This is a genomic window from Azospira oryzae, from assembly GCF_004217225.1.
Taxonomy (GTDB): domain Bacteria; phylum Pseudomonadota; class Gammaproteobacteria; order Burkholderiales; family Rhodocyclaceae; genus Azospira; species Azospira oryzae.
Genome location: NZ_SHKM01000003.1, coordinates 118535 through 136160 on the forward strand (window position 1 = coordinate 118535; position 17626 = coordinate 136160).

Here is a 17626-nt window from a genome sequence, read left to right on the forward strand (position 1 = left end):
ATCGCCTCTCGCCCCCATTCCGCCATGGCCTTCAACGCCCCCCTGCTGGAACGCATCCCCCGGGAAATCGCCGCCGTCAGCGATTACGAGCCCTATGCCCGCCGCCGCCTCGACGACAACGCCTGGACCTACCTGCACAGCGGTTCCGCCGACGAGCTGACCTTCCGCTGGAACAAGGAGGCCTTCGACCGCCTGCGCCTCAACGGCCGGGTCCTGGCCGACGTGCGGGGCGGCCACACCCGGCTGGAACTGTTCGGCCAGCGTTACGAGCATCCCCTCTTTCTCGCCCCGGTGGCGCACCAGAAGCTGTTCCATCCCGAGGGGGAACTGGCCACCGTGCTCGGCGCCGGCGCCCTGCAGGCGGGCATGGTGGTGTCCACCCTGGCCAGCACGCCCCTGGAGGACATTGCCGCCCAGGCCGAAGCGCCCCTGTGGTTCCAGCTCTACTTCCAGCCGGACCGGGATTTCACCCGCCAATTGGTGCAGCGGGCCGAGGCCGCCGGCTACCAGGCCCTGGTGGTGACGGTGGACGTGCCCATCTTCGGCCTGCGCAACCGGGAGCAGCGCATCGGCTTCCACCTGCCCGCCGGCATCGACCCGGCTAATCTGCGGGGCATGGCGGCGCCGGCCCAGCCCGCCCTGCATCCGGGCCAGAGCATCGTCTTCGACGGCATCATGGCCGCAGCCCCCACCTGGGAGGACATCGCCTGGGTCCGCTCCCTGACCCGCCTGCCGCTGATCCTCAAAGGCATCACCCACCCGGGAGACGCCCGCCGGGCGGCCGACCTGGGGGTGGATGGCCTGATCGTCTCCAACCACGGGGGCCGCAGCCTGGACACCCTGCCGGCCAGCATCGAGGCTTTGCCGGCGGTGGTGCAGGCCGTCGAAGGCCGCCTGCCGGTGCTCCTGGACGGGGGCATCCGCCGCGGCAGCGACGTGGTCAAGGCCCTGGCCCTGGGCGCCGCGGCCGTGCTCCTGGGCCGGCCCTGGGTCTACGGCCTGGCGGCGGCCGGCCCCCTGGGCGTGGCCCACACCCTGAAGCTGCTGCGGGAGGAGCTGGAGGTGACCATGGCCATGGCCGGCTGCGCCACCCTGGCCGACATCAACGCCGACCTGTTGTTTTCACACCACACCCGGACGCAACCTTGATCCAGGTTGAAATCCATTGAAAATCAAGGCGTCGCCGCCTGCTATCCGTGCGAAACCCCTGATCTGGCAAGCCTTTCCGGCCTGCCTACGGTTTGACCATTACAAATGAAAACAATTATCATTGGCTTCATTACGAGATTTAACGATCCCGGATAGCCAGCCACCTGCAGACGCCGCCCGCCGGCACGTCATCGGTCAGGAAGCCAGCCTCAACGACTTCCCACAAAAATCCCCACGGAGATTTGACCGATGGCCTACATCCAGAGCCACAAGCACGCCCCCGACCAGCAGCCCCGTTTCAAGCGCAGCGCCGCCTTCACCGCCCTGGCCCTCGCCGTTCCCGGCGTCGCCCTGGCCCAGCAGGAACAGACCCTGTCCACAGTCAGCGTCACCGCCGAGACGGAGACCTTCAAGGCGGATACGGCCGCGTCCACCAAGTACACGGCCCCCCTGGTGGATACGCCCAAGACCCTGACGGTCATCACCAAGGAAGTGTTGCAGCAGACCAACGCCACCACCCTGCAGGATGCCCTGCGCACCACCCCCGGCATCACTTTCGGCATGGGCGAAGGCGGCACGCCGGCCGGCGACATCCCCATCATCCGCGGCTTCAAGTCCGAAGCCAATTTCTTCATCGACGGCCTGCGCGACCCCAGCTCCCAGTCCCGGGACATGTTCGCCGTGGAGCAGGTGGACGTCACCAAGGGCCCCGATTCCGCCTACAGCGGCGGCGGCGCCGTCGGCGGCAGCATCAACCTGAGCACCAAGAATGCCCGCCTGGGCAACTTCGGCGATGCCAGCATCGGCGTCGGCACCGCCAACTACAAGCGGGCCACCGCCGACATCAACCGGCAGATCGGCGACCACATGGCCGCCCGCCTCTCCCTGATGAAGGAAGACAGCGACGTGGCCGGCCGCGACGCCGTGTGGAACAAGAAGGATGGCGTCGCCGCCTCCCTCGCCGCCGGCCTGGGCACCCCCACCCGCGCCAGCCTCAGCGTCTACCACTACCAGACCGAGGGCCTGCCGGATTACGGCATCCCCTACAACAATCCCATCGCCAAGTACGCCACCGTGGCCCAGGGCACCGGCGGCTCCACCGCCACCACCCCGCCCACCGTGGCCCCGACCCTGAACCCCACGGCCGTGGCCAAGAACGGCGACGGCGGTCCCCTCGGTGTAAACCGCAACAACTTCTACGGCCTGGTGAATCGGGACTTCAGCCGCACCGAGGTCAACAGCCAGACCCTGAAGCTGGAACATGACATCAACGACAAGTGGACGGTGCGCAACTCCACCCGCTTCACCCAGACCAAGAACGACTACGTGGTGACCAACCCGGGGGATTCCAACGCCTCCATCGTCACCGGCACTACCCTGCCGCGCAGCTCCAAGAACCGCAACTCCACCAGCGACAGCGTCATCAACGCCACCGAGCTGGTGGGCGAGTTCTTCACCGGCGACATCAAGCACAACATCGCCACCGGCATCGAGTTCATGCACAACGAAGTGGACAGCCGCGGCTACACCGTGACCGGCGCATCCAACGCCAACATCCAGAATCCGAACCCCAACGATCCCTGGACCGGCACCGTCACCCGCAATACCGCCGGCACCTACACCCGCACCGCCTCCCGCGGCATCTACGTCTTCGACACCCTGACCCTGAACAAGCAGTGGCTGCTCAACCTGGGCCTGCGCGACGACGAGTTCCGCACCTCCCTCGACGGCTACACCACCAACGGCACCAAATCCACCACCGTGCCGCTGCAGAGCCGCTCCAGCTTCACCAGCTACCAGGCCGGCGTGGTCTTCAAGCCGAAGGACAACGGCAGCATCTACGCCAACTACGCCACCGCCGCCAACCCCTCCGGCATCACCGCCAGCGACGGTTCGGACAACCTGTCCCTGACCAACAAGGACCTGGAGCCGGAAGAGGTGCGCAGCGTCGAGCTGGGCACCAAGTGGAACCTGTTCAACAACAAGCTGGCTCTCACCGGCGCCGTCTTCAACATCGAGAAGAGCAACGCCAAGATCAGCCTGGACGCCAACACCATGGCCACCGTCGGCAAGCAGCGCATCAACGGCTACGAGCTGGGCTTTGCCGGCAACCTCACCGACAAGTGGCAGGTCACCGGCGGCTACACCTACATGGATTCCGAACTGGTGGAACCGGGCCCCTCCTACTGGAGCAAGAGCGGCACCAACTGGCGCTACAACGCCAACGCCGAGAACAAGGGCAACAAGGTGCCCAACACGCCCGAGCACAGCTTCAGCGTGTGGACCAGCTACCGCATCCTGCCCCAGCTGACCATCGGCGGCGGCGCCTACTACGTCTCCAAGGTGTACGGCGATGCCGCCAACACCAAGTGGGTCCCCTCCTACTGGCGTGCCGATGCCATGGCCACCTACCAGGTGGACAAGAACCTGTCCCTGCGCCTCAACGTGCAGAACCTGTTCGACGAGGTGTACTACGACAAGGCCTACGCCAGCCACATGGTCAGCGTCGCCCCGGGTCGCCAGGCCATCCTCACGGCCAACTACAAGTTCTAAGCGTTACCTCCCCGCCCGGTCCGCCGGGCGGGTTTTCCGTTTCACCCGGGCCTAGCCCATCGCCAAGGAGCCCTGCATCATGATGCTGCATATTCCGGAATTGCTGACCCGGGACCAGGTGGCCGAGTGCCGCCACATTCTGGCCAACGCCCAATGGCAGGACGGCCTCGCCACCGCCGGCATCCAGGCGGCCCAGCGCAAGCAGAACCTGCAACTGCCCGAAGGCACGCCGGCCATCGCCCGCCTGCGGGAAATCGTCACCGGCGCCCTGCTCAATAATCCCCTTTTCTTCTCCGCCGCCCTGCCCCAGCGCATCCTGCCGCCCTTCTTCAACCACTACGAAGGCGGCGGCTTCTACGGCAACCACGTGGACAACGCCATCCGCTATCCCCACGGCAGCCAAGCTGGCATCCGCACCGACGTCTCCACCACCATCTTCTTCACCGACCCAGACGAATACGAGGGCGGCGACCTGTTCGTGGACGACACCTACGGCAGCCACCAGGCCAAGCTGCCGGCCGGCGACGCCATCGTCTACCCCTCCACCAGCCTGCACCGGGTCGAGCCCGTGACCAAGGGCGCCCGCATCTGCTCCTTCCTGTGGACCCAGAGCATGATCCGGGACGACTGGAAGCGCACCATGATGTTCGACCTGGACTGCACCATCCAGAAGCTGCGCCAGCAGGTGGGCGACAGCGAGGAGGTGGTGGCCCTCACCGCCCACTATCACAACCTGTTGCGCCAATGGGCGGAGATGTAAGCCGTCCCATGAACACCGCAGCAAGCATCGCCCCCGCCCGCCGCCCCGGCTGGCTGAAGACCCTGCACCAGTGGCACTGGATCAGCTCCGCCATCTGCCTGCTGGGCATGGTCCTCTTTGCCGTCACCGGCATCACCCTCAACCACGCCGCCGACATCGGCAGCAAACCGACGGTGCTGCGCCAGCAGCTGCAACTGCCCGAAGCCCTGCAAGCCCAGCTGGCACCGACTGCCGCCGAGGCCCGGCAGGCGCCCCTGCCGCCGGCCCTGGCGGCCTGGGCCGCCGCGACTCTGGACATCGAGGCGGCCGGCCAGGAGGCCGAATGGTTGCCGGAGGAAATCTACCTGGCCCTGCCCCGGCCCGGCGGCGACGCCTGGCTGCGCATCGACCGGGAAAGCGGCGAGGCGGAATACGAAGTGACCGACCGGGGCTGGATCTCCTACCTCAACGACCTGCACAAGGGCCGCCACACCGGCGGCGCCTGGCGCTGGTTCATCGACATCTTCTCCGCCGCCTGCCTGGTGTTTTCCCTCTCGGGCCTGCTCATCCTCAAGTACCACGCCGGCAACCGGCCCGGCACCTGGCCCCTGGTGGGCCTGGGCGCCCTGGTGCCCCTGCTGCTGGCCCTGCTGCTGATGCACTGATCTTTCCCCCAACTATTACCGAAAGCCTCCGACCATGACGTTCGCCAAGAAACGCCTGCTTTCCCTGCTCCTCGGCTGCGGCCTCGCCCTGCCGACCCTGGCCGCCGACCTGGCGGTGGAAGTGGAAATCCCCCGCCTCAACGTGGCCGAATACCACCGCCCCTATGTGGCCGTGTGGGTGGAACGGGCCGACAACAGCATTGCTGCTCACCTGGCGGTGCTCTACGACGCCAAGATGAAAAACGGCGAAGGCACCAAGTGGCTGAAGGACCTGCGCCAGTGGTGGCGCCGCGGCGGCCGGGACCTGGCCATGCCGGTGGACGGCATCACCGGCGCCACCCCCACCGTGGGCAAGCAGAAGCTGCGCTTCGCCCAGGGCAAGGCCCCCCTCGGCGACCTGCCTCCCGGCGACTACAAGCTGGGCATCGAAGCCGCCCGGGAAGTGGGCGGCCGCGAGCTGCTCTACATCCCCTTCCAGTGGCCCCCCAAGCAGGCCCAGCAGGCCACCGCCCAGGGCCAGAGCGAACTGGGCCACATCACCCTGGACCTGAAGCCCTGAACGGCACGGGCGGTTCATTCCGCCCCGCCCCTCGGTGACCTCTGTGCCCTCTGTGGCCAGCTTTTAAAACTCCTCCCCATCCCCACCGCAAAGGATTCCCCATGAAACTGCTGCGCCCCCTGACCATCGCCGCCCTCCTGGCCGCCGCCCTGGTGCCGGCCGCCCAGGCCCACAACGCCTGGCTGCTGCCCTCTTCCACCGTGCTCTCCAAGGCCCAGTGGATCACCGTGGATGCGGCCGTGGCCAACGACCTCTTCTTCTTCAACCACAACGCCCTCAACCTGGACAACCTGAGCGTCACCGCCCCCGACGGCAGCAAGGTGGCGCCGGAAAACCTGGCCAAGGGCAAGCTGCGCAGCGTCTTCGACCTCAACCTGACCCAGGCCGGTACCTACCGGGTGGCGGTGGTCAACGCCGGCATCATGGCCAGCTTCAAGCTGAAGGGCGAACCCAAGCGCTGGCGCGGCAGCGCCGAGGCCTTCGCCCGGGAGATCCCGGCCGAGGCGGAAGAGCTGAACGTCAATGAAATGGCCGGCCGCAACGAGACCTTCGTCACCGTCGGCAAGCCCTCCGCCCTGGCTCCCATCGGCAAGGGCCTGGAACTGGTGCCGGTGACCCATCCCAACGACCTGGTGAACGGCGAGGCCGCCACCTTCCAGATGCTGCTGGACGGCAAGCCCGCCGCCGGCCTGGAAGTCACCGTCACCAAGGGCGCCACCCGCTATCGCAACCAACTGGGCGAAATGAAGCAGAAGACCGGCGCCGACGGCAAGTTCAGCGTCACCTTCCCCGAAGCCGGCATGTACTGGCTCGACGCCGAACTGAAGGACAGCAAGACCAGCGTCAAGGCCGCCAAGGAACGCCGCGTCACCTATGCCGCCACCCTGGAAGTGCTGCCCCAGTAAGAGCGCGACAAGCGTTTAGCCACAGAGGGCACGGAGATCACCGAGGTTTCTGTGCCCCGGGCTTCCCGGGTCGGGTAGCCGGCCTCCTGTGCGCTTCCGTCACCGTTCCCGCCAGCAACCCTTCTCCCCGTTTCCGTTCCATTTCATGCCCGACACCGTGCGACTCCTCACCGCCTGGGGCGTCACCCTGGCCTACGGCGGCCTTTGCGCTGCCGTCTATCTGCGCCACCGGCGGCGGCAGCGCATCGCCGTGGCACCCCTCGGCGACGGCGGTCGCCCCGTGCTGGTGGCCTATGCCAGCCAGAGCGGCAGCGCCGAGGCTTTGGCGCAACACACCGCCCGCAGTCTGGGGGCTGCCGGCCTCAACACCACCCTGGTACCCCTCAACCGGGTCACCCCGGCCCTGCTGGCCACCCACGAACAGGCCCTGTTCCTCGTCAGCACCTGCGGCGAGGGGGACGCGCCGGACAACGGCGCCCTCTTCGAGCGCCACTGCATGGCCGACGCGGATCCGGACCTTTCCCGCCTGCACGTCGGCGTGCTGGCCCTGGGGGACCGGGAATACGCCCACTTCTGCGCCTTCGGCCGGCGCCTGGCCGCCTGGCTGGAGGCCCGGGGCGCCGTGCCGCTGTTTGCCCCCCTGGAGATGGACAACCAGGATGCCAACGCCCTGGCGGCCTGGCAGCAGCAGGTGGCCCACATCGCCGGCAGCGGCGAGACGCCGGACTGGCGCGCCCCGGCCTTCACCCCCTGGCGCCTGCTGGAGCGGCGCCACCTCAATCCGGGCAGCAGCGGCGCCCCCGTGTTCCACCTGGCCCTGGCGCCGGAACACGGCCCCCTGCCCGAGTGGCAGGCCGGCGACCTGGTGCAGGTGCAGCCACCAGAGGCCGGGGAACATCCCCGGGACTATTCCATCGCCTCCCTGCCCGCCGACGGCGCCCTGCACCTGCTGGTGCGCCTGCAGGCCCGCCCCGACGGCACCCCCGGCCTGGCTTCCGGCCACCTCTGCAAGGACCTGGAAGTGGGCCGCAGCGTGGCCCTGCGCCTCAAGCCCCACGCCAATTTCCGTCTCGGCGACAACGCCGGCCGGCCCCTCATCCTGATCGGCAACGGCACCGGCATCGCCGGCCTGCGGGCCCTGCTCAAGGCCCGGGAAGCCCGGGGAGATAAGCGCAACTGGCTGATCTTCGGCGAACGCCACGCCGGTCCGGACCGACACTACCGGGAAGACCTGGCCCGCTGGCGCAACAATGGCCTGCTGCCCCGGCTGGATCTGGTCTTTTCCCGGGAACAGGCGGCCAAGGATTACGTGCAGCATCGCCTGGCCCAGCGCGGCGACGTGCTGCAGGACTGGCTCGACGAGGGCGCCGCCGTCTACGTCTGCGGCAGCGCCGCCACCATGGGCGCCGCGGTAGATGAGACCCTGGCCCAGCTGCTGGGCCGGGAAGCCCTGGACCGGCTGCTGGCGGAAGGCCGCTACCGGCGGGACGTTTACTAGAGCCCGGGCACTCCCGGCCACGGATTCCCCAGACCACCACGCCAGAAACAACAAGGGACGCTCCTCTCAGCCATGGTACGGCTGAGAGTGGCGTCCCTTCTGCCTTCCAGGGCAGGCGTCTAGTGGGCTTCTTCCACCCGGTAAGCGCTGTGGCAGGCGATGCAGTTGTTGAGGTTGTCGGCCAGGGTGTTGAGCACCACGTCCCGGTCCTTCAGTTCGGTGGCCAGTTCGGCGATGCGGTCGAAGTTGATGTGGGTCTCCCGGCCCAGGGGGAAGAAGGCCTGGGGCGCTTTCTTGCGGATGCCGTGCACCAGGCTGTCCGGGTTGGCGAAGTCCTTCTGGTGCGCCTTGAGACCGCCCACCCGGGCGGCCTCGGCCACCGCCGCCATGTCGTTGGCGGTGGCGGCGCTGATGATCTTCTGGGTGATGGCGACGAAGCCCCGCATTTCCGAGAGCAGGAAATGTTTTTCCGCCGGCGTCAGCCGGATCACCTGGCGCTGGTCGCTGCCGCTGCCAGCGTCGTGGTCGTGGGCCGCGGCCGGGCCGCCGGCCAGGGCGGCCAGCAGCAGGACCAGGGCGGAGGGGCGTAATTGCATCAGAAGTCTCCTTTCCAGGTGAGAACGAGGGAACGGCCGGGGGCCAGGATTTCGTTGCCGCTGACGCCTTCGGCCAGGTGTTCGTGGTAGCGCTTGTCGGCCAGGTTCTTCAGGGCGACGCGGAAGCTCTGCCGGGACCAGCGGTAGGTGGCGCCCAGGTCGGCGGTGGCGAAGCCGGCGGTGGCGTTTTCGCTGCCGCGGCTGAAGAGGGTGGCGATGCGATCCTGGCGGGCCACCAGGCGCAGGGTGGCGTCGGCGCGCCAGCCCTGGGCAACGGCGCCGTCCCAGCCGAGGGAGAGTTCGTCCGCCGGCATCTGGAAGAGGGGCTCGTCCAGGTCCTTGTTCTCGCCCCGCAGGCGGGAATAGCCGGCGTTCAGCCATTGCCCCGGCCGCACCTGCCAGCGGGCAGAGGCCTCGACCCCGGCGATGACGGCCCGGCCCAGGTTCACCGTGGCCTTCACCGGCAGGCCGCTGATGAAGGCGCCGGTGGGCTGGCCGGTGATGTAGTTGTCGATGCTGTTGCGGTAGGCCGCCAGGTGGTAGTTGAAGTCGGCGCTGGCGCCCTTCAGGCCCAGCTCGAACTGGGTGGCCTCTTCCGGCTTGATCTGGGGATTGCCGACGTAATAGTAGCCGTCGCCCCGGGGCGAGGACTCGTAGCGTTCCCGCATCTCGCCGGCGCGGAAGGCGCGGGAGAGGTTGGCATAGGGCCGCAGCAGGGGCGCCGCTTCATAGACCGCGCCGAGGCTGCCGGAGGTGGCGCTGTCGCTGCGGGAAAGACCGTTCTTGACGGCGCCGTTGTTCATGGAGGCGGCGCTGCCCTTGACCGTGTCGTGGCGCAGGCCGGCCAGCACGTTGAGCTTGCCGAAGCGCATGTCGTCCTGCAGGTAGGCCCCCAGGGATTCGATGCGGCCGTCGGCAAAGGGGTTGTTGGCCACCATGTTGCCGGCCTGGTACAGGCGCCGGTTGGGGGAGGCCTCCATCTCCCAGGCGTTGAGGCCGAAGGAAAGCAGGTGCTGGGGATGGACCAGCCAGTCGGCCTTGGCATCCCAGCCCTCGGTGACGAAGGAGACCTTGGTCTCGGCGTTGTTGCGCTTGATGCCGCTGGCCCAGGAATAGATCTGCCGCTCCATCTCCTGGCGGTAGACGCGGAAGTCCAGGTTCAGCGGCGCCTCGCCTGAGCCCTGGCGGGAATAGCCCGCTTCCATGAGGCGGCGGCTCTGCTTGGGCGAATAGATGGTGGTGGATTTGATGGGGTTGGCGGCCGCCTTGGTGGAGCCGGGGTACCACACGTCCTCGTCCGTATGCTCCTGGAAGGAGAGGCGCAGCTGCTGGGCGCCGTCGATGCGGAAGCGGTACTGGCCGATGAGGCTGTCGGAATCGTAGCCGGTCTTGGCCACCTTGCCGTCGGGGGAGCGGTAGTCGCCGATGCGGGCGCTGGAGGTGCCGAGCATCAGGGCATGGTCGCCGGCGGAGAAATTGACCACACCGGTGGCCCTCAGGCCGTTGCTGGCGCTGTCCCAGGAAGCCATGGCCGAACCGCTGGTGCCGGCCTTGAACTGGGCCTGGGGCAGGCGCACATTGACCACGCCGCCCAGGGCGCCGCTGCCGTAGAGCACGGAGGACGGGCCCTTCACCACCTCCACCCGTTCCGCCAGGCCAAGGGACATGAAGGAGGCGATGGCCCCCTGGGGCTGTGCCGAGTTGAGGCGGATGCCGTCCACCAGCAGCACCACGCTTTCCTTCTTCAGGCCGCGCAGCACCGGGTTCTGGCCCTGGGCGCCGTCGCTGGCGACAGCGATGCCGGGTTCGCCGCGCAGCAGTTCCCCCGGATTGTTGGCGCCGCGGCGGACGATTTCCTCCCGATCGAGAGAGACGGTGCTGAGGGGCGTTTCCAGCTCGTCGGCGGCATAGCCCTTGGCGGTGACGCTGACGGTGGACAGGGCGGATTCGGATGAAGCGGGGTTATCGGCGCCCCAGGCAAAGCCAGAAGCCAGGCTCAGGGCCAGCAGATGCAGGGCGAAAGGTGGGCGCTGACGCGACGGGGAAGAAACAGCGACAAGGGATGACAGCGTTGACATGGACGGGCTCCGGAAGGAATCCCCGCGCCTGGCTGGCATTGCTGTCGCTGGCTGGATCGCGGCGGGTTGATCGAAGTCCGCACTGTACTTTATTGAGAATTGATCTCAATATGATGCAGGTCAAAAAACGTAAATCCCTGCCGCTCAGGCAGCAGGGGAACTACTCCACTGCTCCTTCCGCCACCTCGGAAATACCGCGCACGAAGCTGGAAACGCCGGCCCCCTTGAGATAGACGCAGGGCTTGCCGGTGCGCTTGCAGTGGTCCTTCAGCTTCCAGTAGGCGCCATGGCTGATGCAGCCGGCCTGGCAGATGACCGCATCGGCGGCGGACAGCACCCCGTCGAGGAAGCGGGGATTGTCCTCCAGGCCGCCGTCGTGGTGGGCGAAGCGGCCGCCCAGCCGCTCCACCAGCCGACGGTAGGTTTCCACCAGGCCGGGCCGGCCGCCGACGCAAAGCACGCTGCGCCCTTCCAGGCGCGGCATGGCAGCCTCGGCACCATCCTTGCCGCTGGCGCATTCCCGGCCGCAGGCAGCGGAGAGGGCGCAGGCATCGCCTTCCGGCGCGCCGTCCAGCAGCAGCCAGGATTCCATGGCCTGCTCGGCCGCCACCAGATCGCGGCGGGATTCCTCCAGCTGGCGGGTCAGGTCCCGCACCCGGGCCTCGGCGGCATTGGTGCGATCCTCCGCCGACACCAGGCGCAGGGCCAGGGCGTCCGCCCGGGCCTTCTGGCCGCCGTCGGCCCCTTCCAGTTCGCGGCAGCGGGCCTCCAGTTCCACCACCCGCACCGCCAGGGCCTCCCGCTCGCAGGCAAAGACTTCCATCTCCGCCAGCTGGCGCTTCAGTAGCTCTGCCTCCTGGATCTTCTCCGCCAGACGCTGGCCGCCCTTCTCCCGCTGGGCTTGCAGTTCGGCCTTGAGGGCGGCATTTTCCGCCTCCAGCTGCTTCAGCCGGTTCACATCCGCCTGGTGGGCGGCGCCGGCCTGGTGGGACAGCATGTGGATGTCGCCGTAGATGCGCTGGGCCGTCTCCGTATCGCAACGGGGATGGGTCCAAGCAGCCCACAGGGCATCCGCCACCTGGCCCGAGGCCACCGCCTCCCGCCACAAGCGGTAGATGGCATCGCCATCCCGGGCCGGGCGGAAGCGCTGGATGGTGAGGTTGTAGCGCCGCTCCAGTTCCTGCTGCATCAGCTCGGCAAAGGGGTTGCGCTGCTCGGCAAAGCCCACGGCCTGGGTATGCAGGGAGAAGTCGGACATGTTGGGACCGAGAATCTTGGCCCGGGCTGCCAGGCGCCGCAGCAGGTCCAGGGGCAGGCAGGTGCCGATCACCGGGCAGTGGTGCTGGTGCTTCAGTTCCCACAGGCGCTTGCGACGGGAGCCGGCGCTGGGGACGGGAGCCGCCGCAGCCGGTTCCGGCAGGGCGGCCTCGCCCAGCTCCGGCAAATTGACGGGTTCATGCTTCTGCTTGAAGGGAATCATGGTGGCACCTCCTCGCCCCTCGGAAGAATGGAGCGGAATGACGGGATTCGGGACAGGCCGGAGTCGTTTTCGCCCTCACGGCCTGAACGGCATATCGCAAATAATAACAACTCTCATTTGCATTGCAATAGCACCAAAGAACTAGTTGCCTCCCCGGGGCATCTCCCGGCATGGCCTGATCCGACGCCGGAGCCCGCCAGTTCTTGCATTGCAGCATCCGTCAGAAACCTGTCGCAAAACTGACGTACGCGAACAATTGACACGAGAATCATTCTTACTTAGATTGTTATTAAGCCGCGCCAAAGCGGTATCCCAAAAACATCCGCCTATTACCGCTCAGGAGCCTAGTCATGCCTTCCATCCGCCTTCCCTTCGCCCGTACCCTGGTAGCCCTCGCTGCTGCCTGGTCCTTCTCCGCCAACGCCGTGGAATACCCCATCGGCACGCCCCAGCAGCGCTACGGCATGGAGATTTCCGCCGTCTATCTGCAGGCGGTGAACATGGAGCCGGACGGCATGATGCGCAAGGCCGAGGAATCCGACATCCACATCGAGGCCGACATCCGGGCCCTGGCCAACAACCCCAACGGCTTCGAGGAAGGCCACTGGATTCCCTACCTGGTGGTGAAGTACGAAGTCTCCAAGATCGGCTCCGACCAGAAGACCTCCGGCGAATTCATGGCCATGGTGGCCAACGACGGCCCCCACTACGGCGACAACATCAAGCTCTTCGGCCCGGGCAAGTACAAGGTGAAGTACACCATCCTGCCGCCCACCGAAAACAAGCACGCCCATTTCGGCCGCCATACCGACCGTCTCACCGGTGTGCGCCCCTGGTTCAAGCCCTTCGAAGTGGAAAACGAATTCACCTTCGTCGGCATCGGCAAAAAAGGCGGGTACTAAGCCATGGCTGCCACCACCAACCTCCTTCGGCCGCGCCCCCTGGCGCTGCTGACGGCGGCCCTGATTGCCGGCAGCGCGCCGGCCTTCGCCGCCCCCCAGGCCGCCGGCAACCAGGCTGAACTGCTGAAGCTGCTGGAAAGGATGAACGAGCGCCTGGAGAAGCTGGAAAAGCGCAACGCGGAACTGGAAAAGCAGGCCCAGGCCGCCCCGGCGACGAAAGCCTCCCCGGCCCTGGAACAGCGCATCAAGACCCTGGAAGAGCAGAACGCCCGCATCACCAAGGGTCTGGACAGCGACGACATCAGCCAGTACGAGCCGGAAATCACCGCCCGCCTGAAGGCCGTGGAATTCCAGTCCCTCGACATGCTAAAGGCGGCCCGCACGGTGGAATCCCTGGACGGCATCACCGCCGGCATCAGCCTCACCACCATGGCCCAGCGCCCCTCGGGCCTGCCCAGCGGCGACAGCAACGGCAACAGCCAACTCAACTACCGGGGCGACGTCTTCGTCACCCTGCCCCTAGCCAATATCGGCGATACCGAGAGTCACATCTTTGCCCAGTTCCGCCTCGGCCAGGGCCAGGGCCTCAACGGCATGAGTTCCTACGCCAAGCCCAACGCCAGCGCCTTCCGCGTGCAAAGCGGCAATCCGGACGACTCCGTGGCCGTGTTGGGCCAGGCCTGGTACCAGGCCACCATTCCCCTGCCTTTCGGCGGCTACAAGCCCCGCTCCCGGGAAAAGCTGGAGATCAACTTCGGCAAGATGGACCCCTTCGTCTTCTTCGACCAGAACGCGGCCGCCAACGACGAAACCCGTCAGTTCCTCAACACCGTCTTCGTGCATAACCCGCTGCTGGATGCGGGCGGCGACATCGGGGTGGACGCCAACGGCTTCTCCCCCGGCTTCCGCGTCTCCTACTACAACGAGACCCAGAAGCCCGAAACCTGGCGCTTCTCCCTCGGCGTCTTCGGTGCCGGCGCCAACGGCTCCACCTACACCCGCTCCTTCAGCTCGCCCATGGTCATCGCCCAGATGGAGACCCAGCGCAAGTTCTTCGGCGGCCTCACCGGCAACTACCGGGCCTACTACTGGCGCAACGGACAGGCAGTGTCCTTCGCCGGCATCCAGGAATCCCATTCCGGCCTGGGCGTTTCCGCCGACCAGCGCGTCGGCGATGCGGTCACCGTGTTCGGCCGCTACGGCCAGCAGATCTCCGGCAACGTGCGTTTCGACAAGGCCCTCACCCTGGGCGCCGAACTGGGCGGTTCCTACTGGGATCGGGGCGGCGACTCCCTCGGCCTGGCCTTCGGCCTGCTGCGCACCAGCAAGGAGTTCTCCGGCGAATCGTCCTTCGTGGACGCGGACGGCGACGGCATTCCGGACTACAACTTCAACGCCAACGGCGCCGAACGCGTAGCCGAAGTCTATTACCGCTACCGCATCAACAAGCAGTTCGAGCTTTCCCCCGACCTGCAGTACCTGGGACGGCCCGGCGGCGACGCCACGGCCAAGGCCATCAAGGTGCTCGGCATGCGTGCCCAGCTGACCTTCTAAGGAGCCGCCATGCGCCTGTCTTCCCTCGTGGTACCCGCCCTGCTGCTGTGCGCCGCCCTGTTCGTCGGGCCGGCGCCGGCCGCGGCGGCGGAGCTGCCCGCCTTCCAGATCGTGGCCAAGGACGGAAAGCTCATCCCGAACCGCCTGGAAGTGCCGGCCGGGACCAAGTTCAAGATCATCTTCCGCAACGAGGGCCCCGGCCCGGAGGAGTTCGAGAGCACCCAGCCCCGCATGGAGAAGGTGCTGGCCCCCGGGGCCAGTTCCTTCGTCGTGGTGCAGCCGCTGCAACCGGGCACCTACCGCATCTTCGGCGAGTTCCATCCGGACACCGCCGAATGCCTGCTGATCGCCAAGTAAGAGGACAACCATGCTCAATGCCCTGATTGTCGTCTGGCGCGAAAGCCTGGAAGCAATGCTGGTGGTCGGCGTGCTGCTGGCCTGGATCGCCCGCCAGGAGGACGCCTCCCGCCTGCGCCGCACCCTGTGGAGCGGCGTCGGCGGCGGCACCCTGCTGGCCCTGGCCTTGGCCTTTCTCGCCTACGGCGCCCAGACCTGGCTCGACGGCGAGTCCCTGGAACTGTTCCAGATCGGCATGCTGCTGCTGGCCTGTGTGCTGATGACCCAGATGGTGATGTGGATGCGCCGCCACGGCGCCTCCATGAAACGGGAGCTGGAAGCCGGCGCCAGCCGCGCCGCGGAAACCGGCGGCCGCCTCGGCGTGGCCCTGGTGGCGGCCCTGGCCATCGGCCGGGAGGGCATGGAGACCGTGGTCTTCCTCTACGGCATGGCGGCGGAGCGCCAGGGCAGCGAGCTGCTCGGCCTCTACGGCATGGCCGCCCTGGGCTTTGTCATCGCCGGCCTCACCGCCTGGGCCGTGGCCCGGGGCGCCCGCTTCTTCTCCTATCGCACCGTCTTCCGCGTCAGCGAGGTGGTGCTGCTGGTGACGGCCGGCTCCCTCCTCGGCGCCGCCGTGGATCGCCTGATCGGCATGGACTGGCTGCCCACCCTGATGGACCTGGTGTGGGACACCTCCGCCGTCCTCGACGACGGCAGCGGTCTCGGCCAGGTGCTGTCCACCTTCGCCGGCTATCGGGCCCAGCCCACCGCCATGCTGCTGCTGGCCTATGCCCTGTACTGGGGCTACGTCGCCCTGCGGCTGCGCTCCTTCACTCCCAACCCATCATCCGTGCGAGCCGATTCATGCCAGCCCACAGCAGCACCTTGAAGCGTCCCCTGCCCGCCGCTGCCGCAACGCAGCGGCGGGGTCCCATCGCCGGCCTGCTGCAGGCCTGCGGCCGGGGCATGCAGAAACATGGAGCCACCATCCGCGCCATCCAGTGGGCGGTGGTGGTTTTCTATTTCGGACTGGTCATCACCCCCGCCTTCCTGCCCCTGCCGCCGGAAGGCTCCAGCATCCTGGACAACCTCACCCTCTTCGCCCAGTTCCTCTTCTGGGGCATCTGGTGGCCCTTCGTCATGGTTTCTATGCTGTTCATGGGCCGCCTCTGGTGCGGCGTCTTCTGCCCCGAGGGCACCCTCACCGAATGGGTCAGCTGGCGCGGCCTCAACCTGCCCATCCCGCGCTGGCTCAAGTGGGGCGGCTGGCCCTTCGTCGCCTTCGTGTGCACCACCGTCTTCGGCCAGCTGGTCAGCGTCTATGAATACCCCAAGGCCGCCCTGCTGGTGCTGGGCGGCTCTTCCGTCGCCGCCGTGGCGGTGGGCCTGCTCTACGGCAAGGGCAAGCGGGTGTGGTGCCGCCACCTGTGCCCCGCCTCCGGCGTCTTTTCCCTCCTGGCCAAGGTCGCCCCGGTGCACTTCCGGGTGGACCGGGCCGCCTGGGATACGGCCGCAGCGCCGGCCCAGCCAGTCAATTGCGCCCCCCTGGTGGACATCCGGCGCATGACCGGAGCCTCCGACTGCCATGCCTGCGGCCGCTGCGCCGGCCACCGGGAGGCGGTGCAGCTGTCGCCCCGCCGCCCCGACGCGGAAATCCTCGCCAGCAAGGCGGAACAGATCCACACCGGCGAGGCCATGACCCTGCTCTTCGGCGTCCTCGGCATCGCCACCGCGGCCTTCCAGTGGACCGTCAGCCCCTGGTTCGTGGCCCTGAAGACCGCCGCCGCCAACTGGCTCATCGACCACGACTCCTTCCTCCTGCTGCAGGACAATGCCCCCTGGTGGCTGCTCACCCACTACCCGGAGGTAGGCGACGTCTTCACCTGGCTCGACGGTCTGTGCATCCTGGCCTACATCCTGGGCGGCGGCTGCGCCATTGCCCTGGCCCTGCTCGGCGTCGTCGCCCTGGCCAGCCGCATCGTCGCCAGCCCCCAGCTGCCCTGGCGGCGCCTGGCCCTGGGCCTGGTGCCCCTTGCCGGGGCCAACGTCTTCCTCGGTCTTTCCATGCTCACCCTGAGCCAGCTCAAGGGCGAACGGGTGATCCTGCCCTGGGTGCCGGATGCCCGCATCGCCATCCTCGCCCTGGGCATCGGCTTCGCCCTGTGGCTGGGGCTGCGCCTGGTGCTGCAGACCACCCCGGCCTGGGGTCGGCGCGTGGCGGCCTTCTCCATCTATACCCTGGCCCCGGCCTTGATCGGCGCGATCTGGTACGTGGTCTTCTTCGTCTGGTAGGCGCCCCGGACCCGACCGCCCTGACCGCCTGAAAAGGCGCGCCCCGACTGGCTCCCAGCCCTCCTCCCGGACGGCTGGGATTTCGTGCTGGTGGCCTCGCCTGCAATCTCAACTGTCAAACTCAAATGAGATAAGTTATCATTAGCGCCATTGCCGCTCCGCTTCCTCACATTCCGGCGGCCACCTTTCGGGGTCTTCCATGCTGCGTTCCGTCCTTGCCGCCTCCCTGGTACTCCTTCTCGGGCTGACCCTGGGGCCCCTGGAGCGCAGCCCTGCCCAGACCGCCGCAGCGCACCCCGCTCCCCGGCACTGAAGCCCCG

15 protein-coding genes are annotated in these 17626 nt (G+C 67.6%); 12 read left to right on the top strand and 3 right to left on the bottom strand.

What is annotated here, in order from left to right; translation table 11 throughout:
• Positions 1-24: 24 nt before the first annotated feature.
• The 7 genes from EV678_RS14360 to EV678_RS14390 all read left to right on the top strand — a co-directional run bounded on the left by EV678_RS14360 (position 25) and on the right by EV678_RS14390 (position 8068).
• The gene (locus EV678_RS14360) at positions 25-1149 is read left to right on the top strand and encodes an alpha-hydroxy acid oxidase (RefSeq protein WP_130460011.1); all 1125 of its coding nucleotides are present in this window, start codon (positions 25-27) and stop codon (positions 1147-1149) included.
• A gap of 249 nt (positions 1150-1398) precedes the next feature.
• A complete protein-coding gene (locus EV678_RS14365) occupies positions 1399-3702 on the top strand; it encodes a TonB-dependent receptor (RefSeq protein WP_130460012.1) in 2304 nt (767 codons plus the stop codon).
• A gap of 79 nt (positions 3703-3781) precedes the next feature.
• Complete coding sequence (locus EV678_RS14370; protein ID WP_014236752.1) at positions 3782-4462, top strand: Fe2+-dependent dioxygenase; 681 nt, start codon at positions 3782-3784, stop codon at positions 4460-4462.
• An 8-nt stretch (positions 4463-4470) separates the two neighbouring features.
• Positions 4471-5106, top strand: a complete 636-nt coding sequence (locus tag EV678_RS14375) for a PepSY-associated TM helix domain-containing protein (protein ID WP_130460013.1) — start codon at positions 4471-4473, stop codon at positions 5104-5106.
• 34 nt (positions 5107-5140) lie between these two features.
• Positions 5141-5665, top strand: coding sequence for a DUF2271 domain-containing protein (locus EV678_RS14380; protein WP_130460014.1), 525 nt, complete (start codon positions 5141-5143; stop codon positions 5663-5665).
• Positions 5666-5766: 101 nt separating this feature from the next.
• Positions 5767-6570 carry a DUF4198 domain-containing protein gene (locus EV678_RS14385; protein WP_130460015.1) on the top strand — a complete coding sequence of 268 codons (804 nt, stop codon included), beginning with the start codon at positions 5767-5769 and terminating at the stop codon, positions 6568-6570.
• A 145-nt stretch (positions 6571-6715) separates the two neighbouring features.
• Positions 6716-8068 (top strand): sulfite reductase subunit alpha, encoded by a 1353-nt coding sequence (locus EV678_RS14390; protein WP_130460016.1) that lies wholly within the window; start codon positions 6716-6718, stop codon positions 8066-8068.
• 119 nt (positions 8069-8187) lie between these two features.
• Here EV678_RS14390 and EV678_RS14395 read toward each other — a convergent pair whose 3' ends face one another.
• From EV678_RS14395 to EV678_RS14405, 3 genes are all read right to left on the bottom strand, one after another.
• Complete coding sequence (locus EV678_RS14395; RefSeq protein ID WP_130460017.1) at positions 8188-8664, bottom strand: hypothetical protein; 477 nt, start codon at positions 8662-8664, stop codon at positions 8188-8190.
• Positions 8664-10742: a TonB-dependent receptor gene (locus EV678_RS14400; protein WP_130460018.1), complete on the bottom strand. Its 2079-nt coding sequence runs from the start codon at positions 10740-10742 to the stop codon at positions 8664-8666. The genes EV678_RS14395 and EV678_RS14400 overlap by 1 nt, the downstream gene beginning before the upstream one ends.
• Before the next feature lie 160 nt (positions 10743-10902).
• A complete protein-coding gene (locus EV678_RS14405; protein ID WP_130460019.1) occupies positions 10903-12222 on the bottom strand; it encodes a DUF2325 domain-containing protein in 1320 nt (439 codons plus the stop codon).
• Between the two features lie 350 nt (positions 12223-12572).
• On the opposite strand from EV678_RS14405, the gene EV678_RS14410 reads away from it, so the two are divergent.
• Genes EV678_RS14410 through EV678_RS14430 form a run of 5 tightly spaced genes read left to right on the top strand, consistent with a single transcriptional unit; the run spans position 12573 to position 17306 of the window.
• Entirely contained in the window at positions 12573-13124 is a 552-nt protein-coding gene (locus tag EV678_RS14410) for an iron transporter (protein ID WP_130460020.1), read from the top strand.
• Between the two features lie 3 nt (positions 13125-13127).
• The gene (locus EV678_RS14415; protein ID WP_130460021.1) at positions 13128-14678 is read left to right on the top strand and encodes a carbohydrate porin; all 1551 of its coding nucleotides are present in this window, start codon (positions 13128-13130) and stop codon (positions 14676-14678) included.
• A gap of 9 nt (positions 14679-14687) precedes the next feature.
• Entirely contained in the window at positions 14688-15035 is a 348-nt protein-coding gene (locus EV678_RS14420) for a cupredoxin domain-containing protein (protein WP_130460022.1), read from the top strand.
• Between the two features lie 10 nt (positions 15036-15045).
• On the top strand, positions 15046-15903 hold the full coding sequence (locus tag EV678_RS14425; RefSeq protein WP_014236741.1) for an FTR1 family iron permease: 858 nt from the start codon (positions 15046-15048) through the stop codon (positions 15901-15903).
• Positions 15879-17306 (top strand): 4Fe-4S binding protein, encoded by a 1428-nt coding sequence (locus tag EV678_RS14430; RefSeq protein WP_130460023.1) that lies wholly within the window; start codon positions 15879-15881, stop codon positions 17304-17306. The genes EV678_RS14425 and EV678_RS14430 overlap by 25 nt, the downstream gene beginning before the upstream one ends.
• Positions 17307-17626 lie beyond the last annotated feature (320 nt).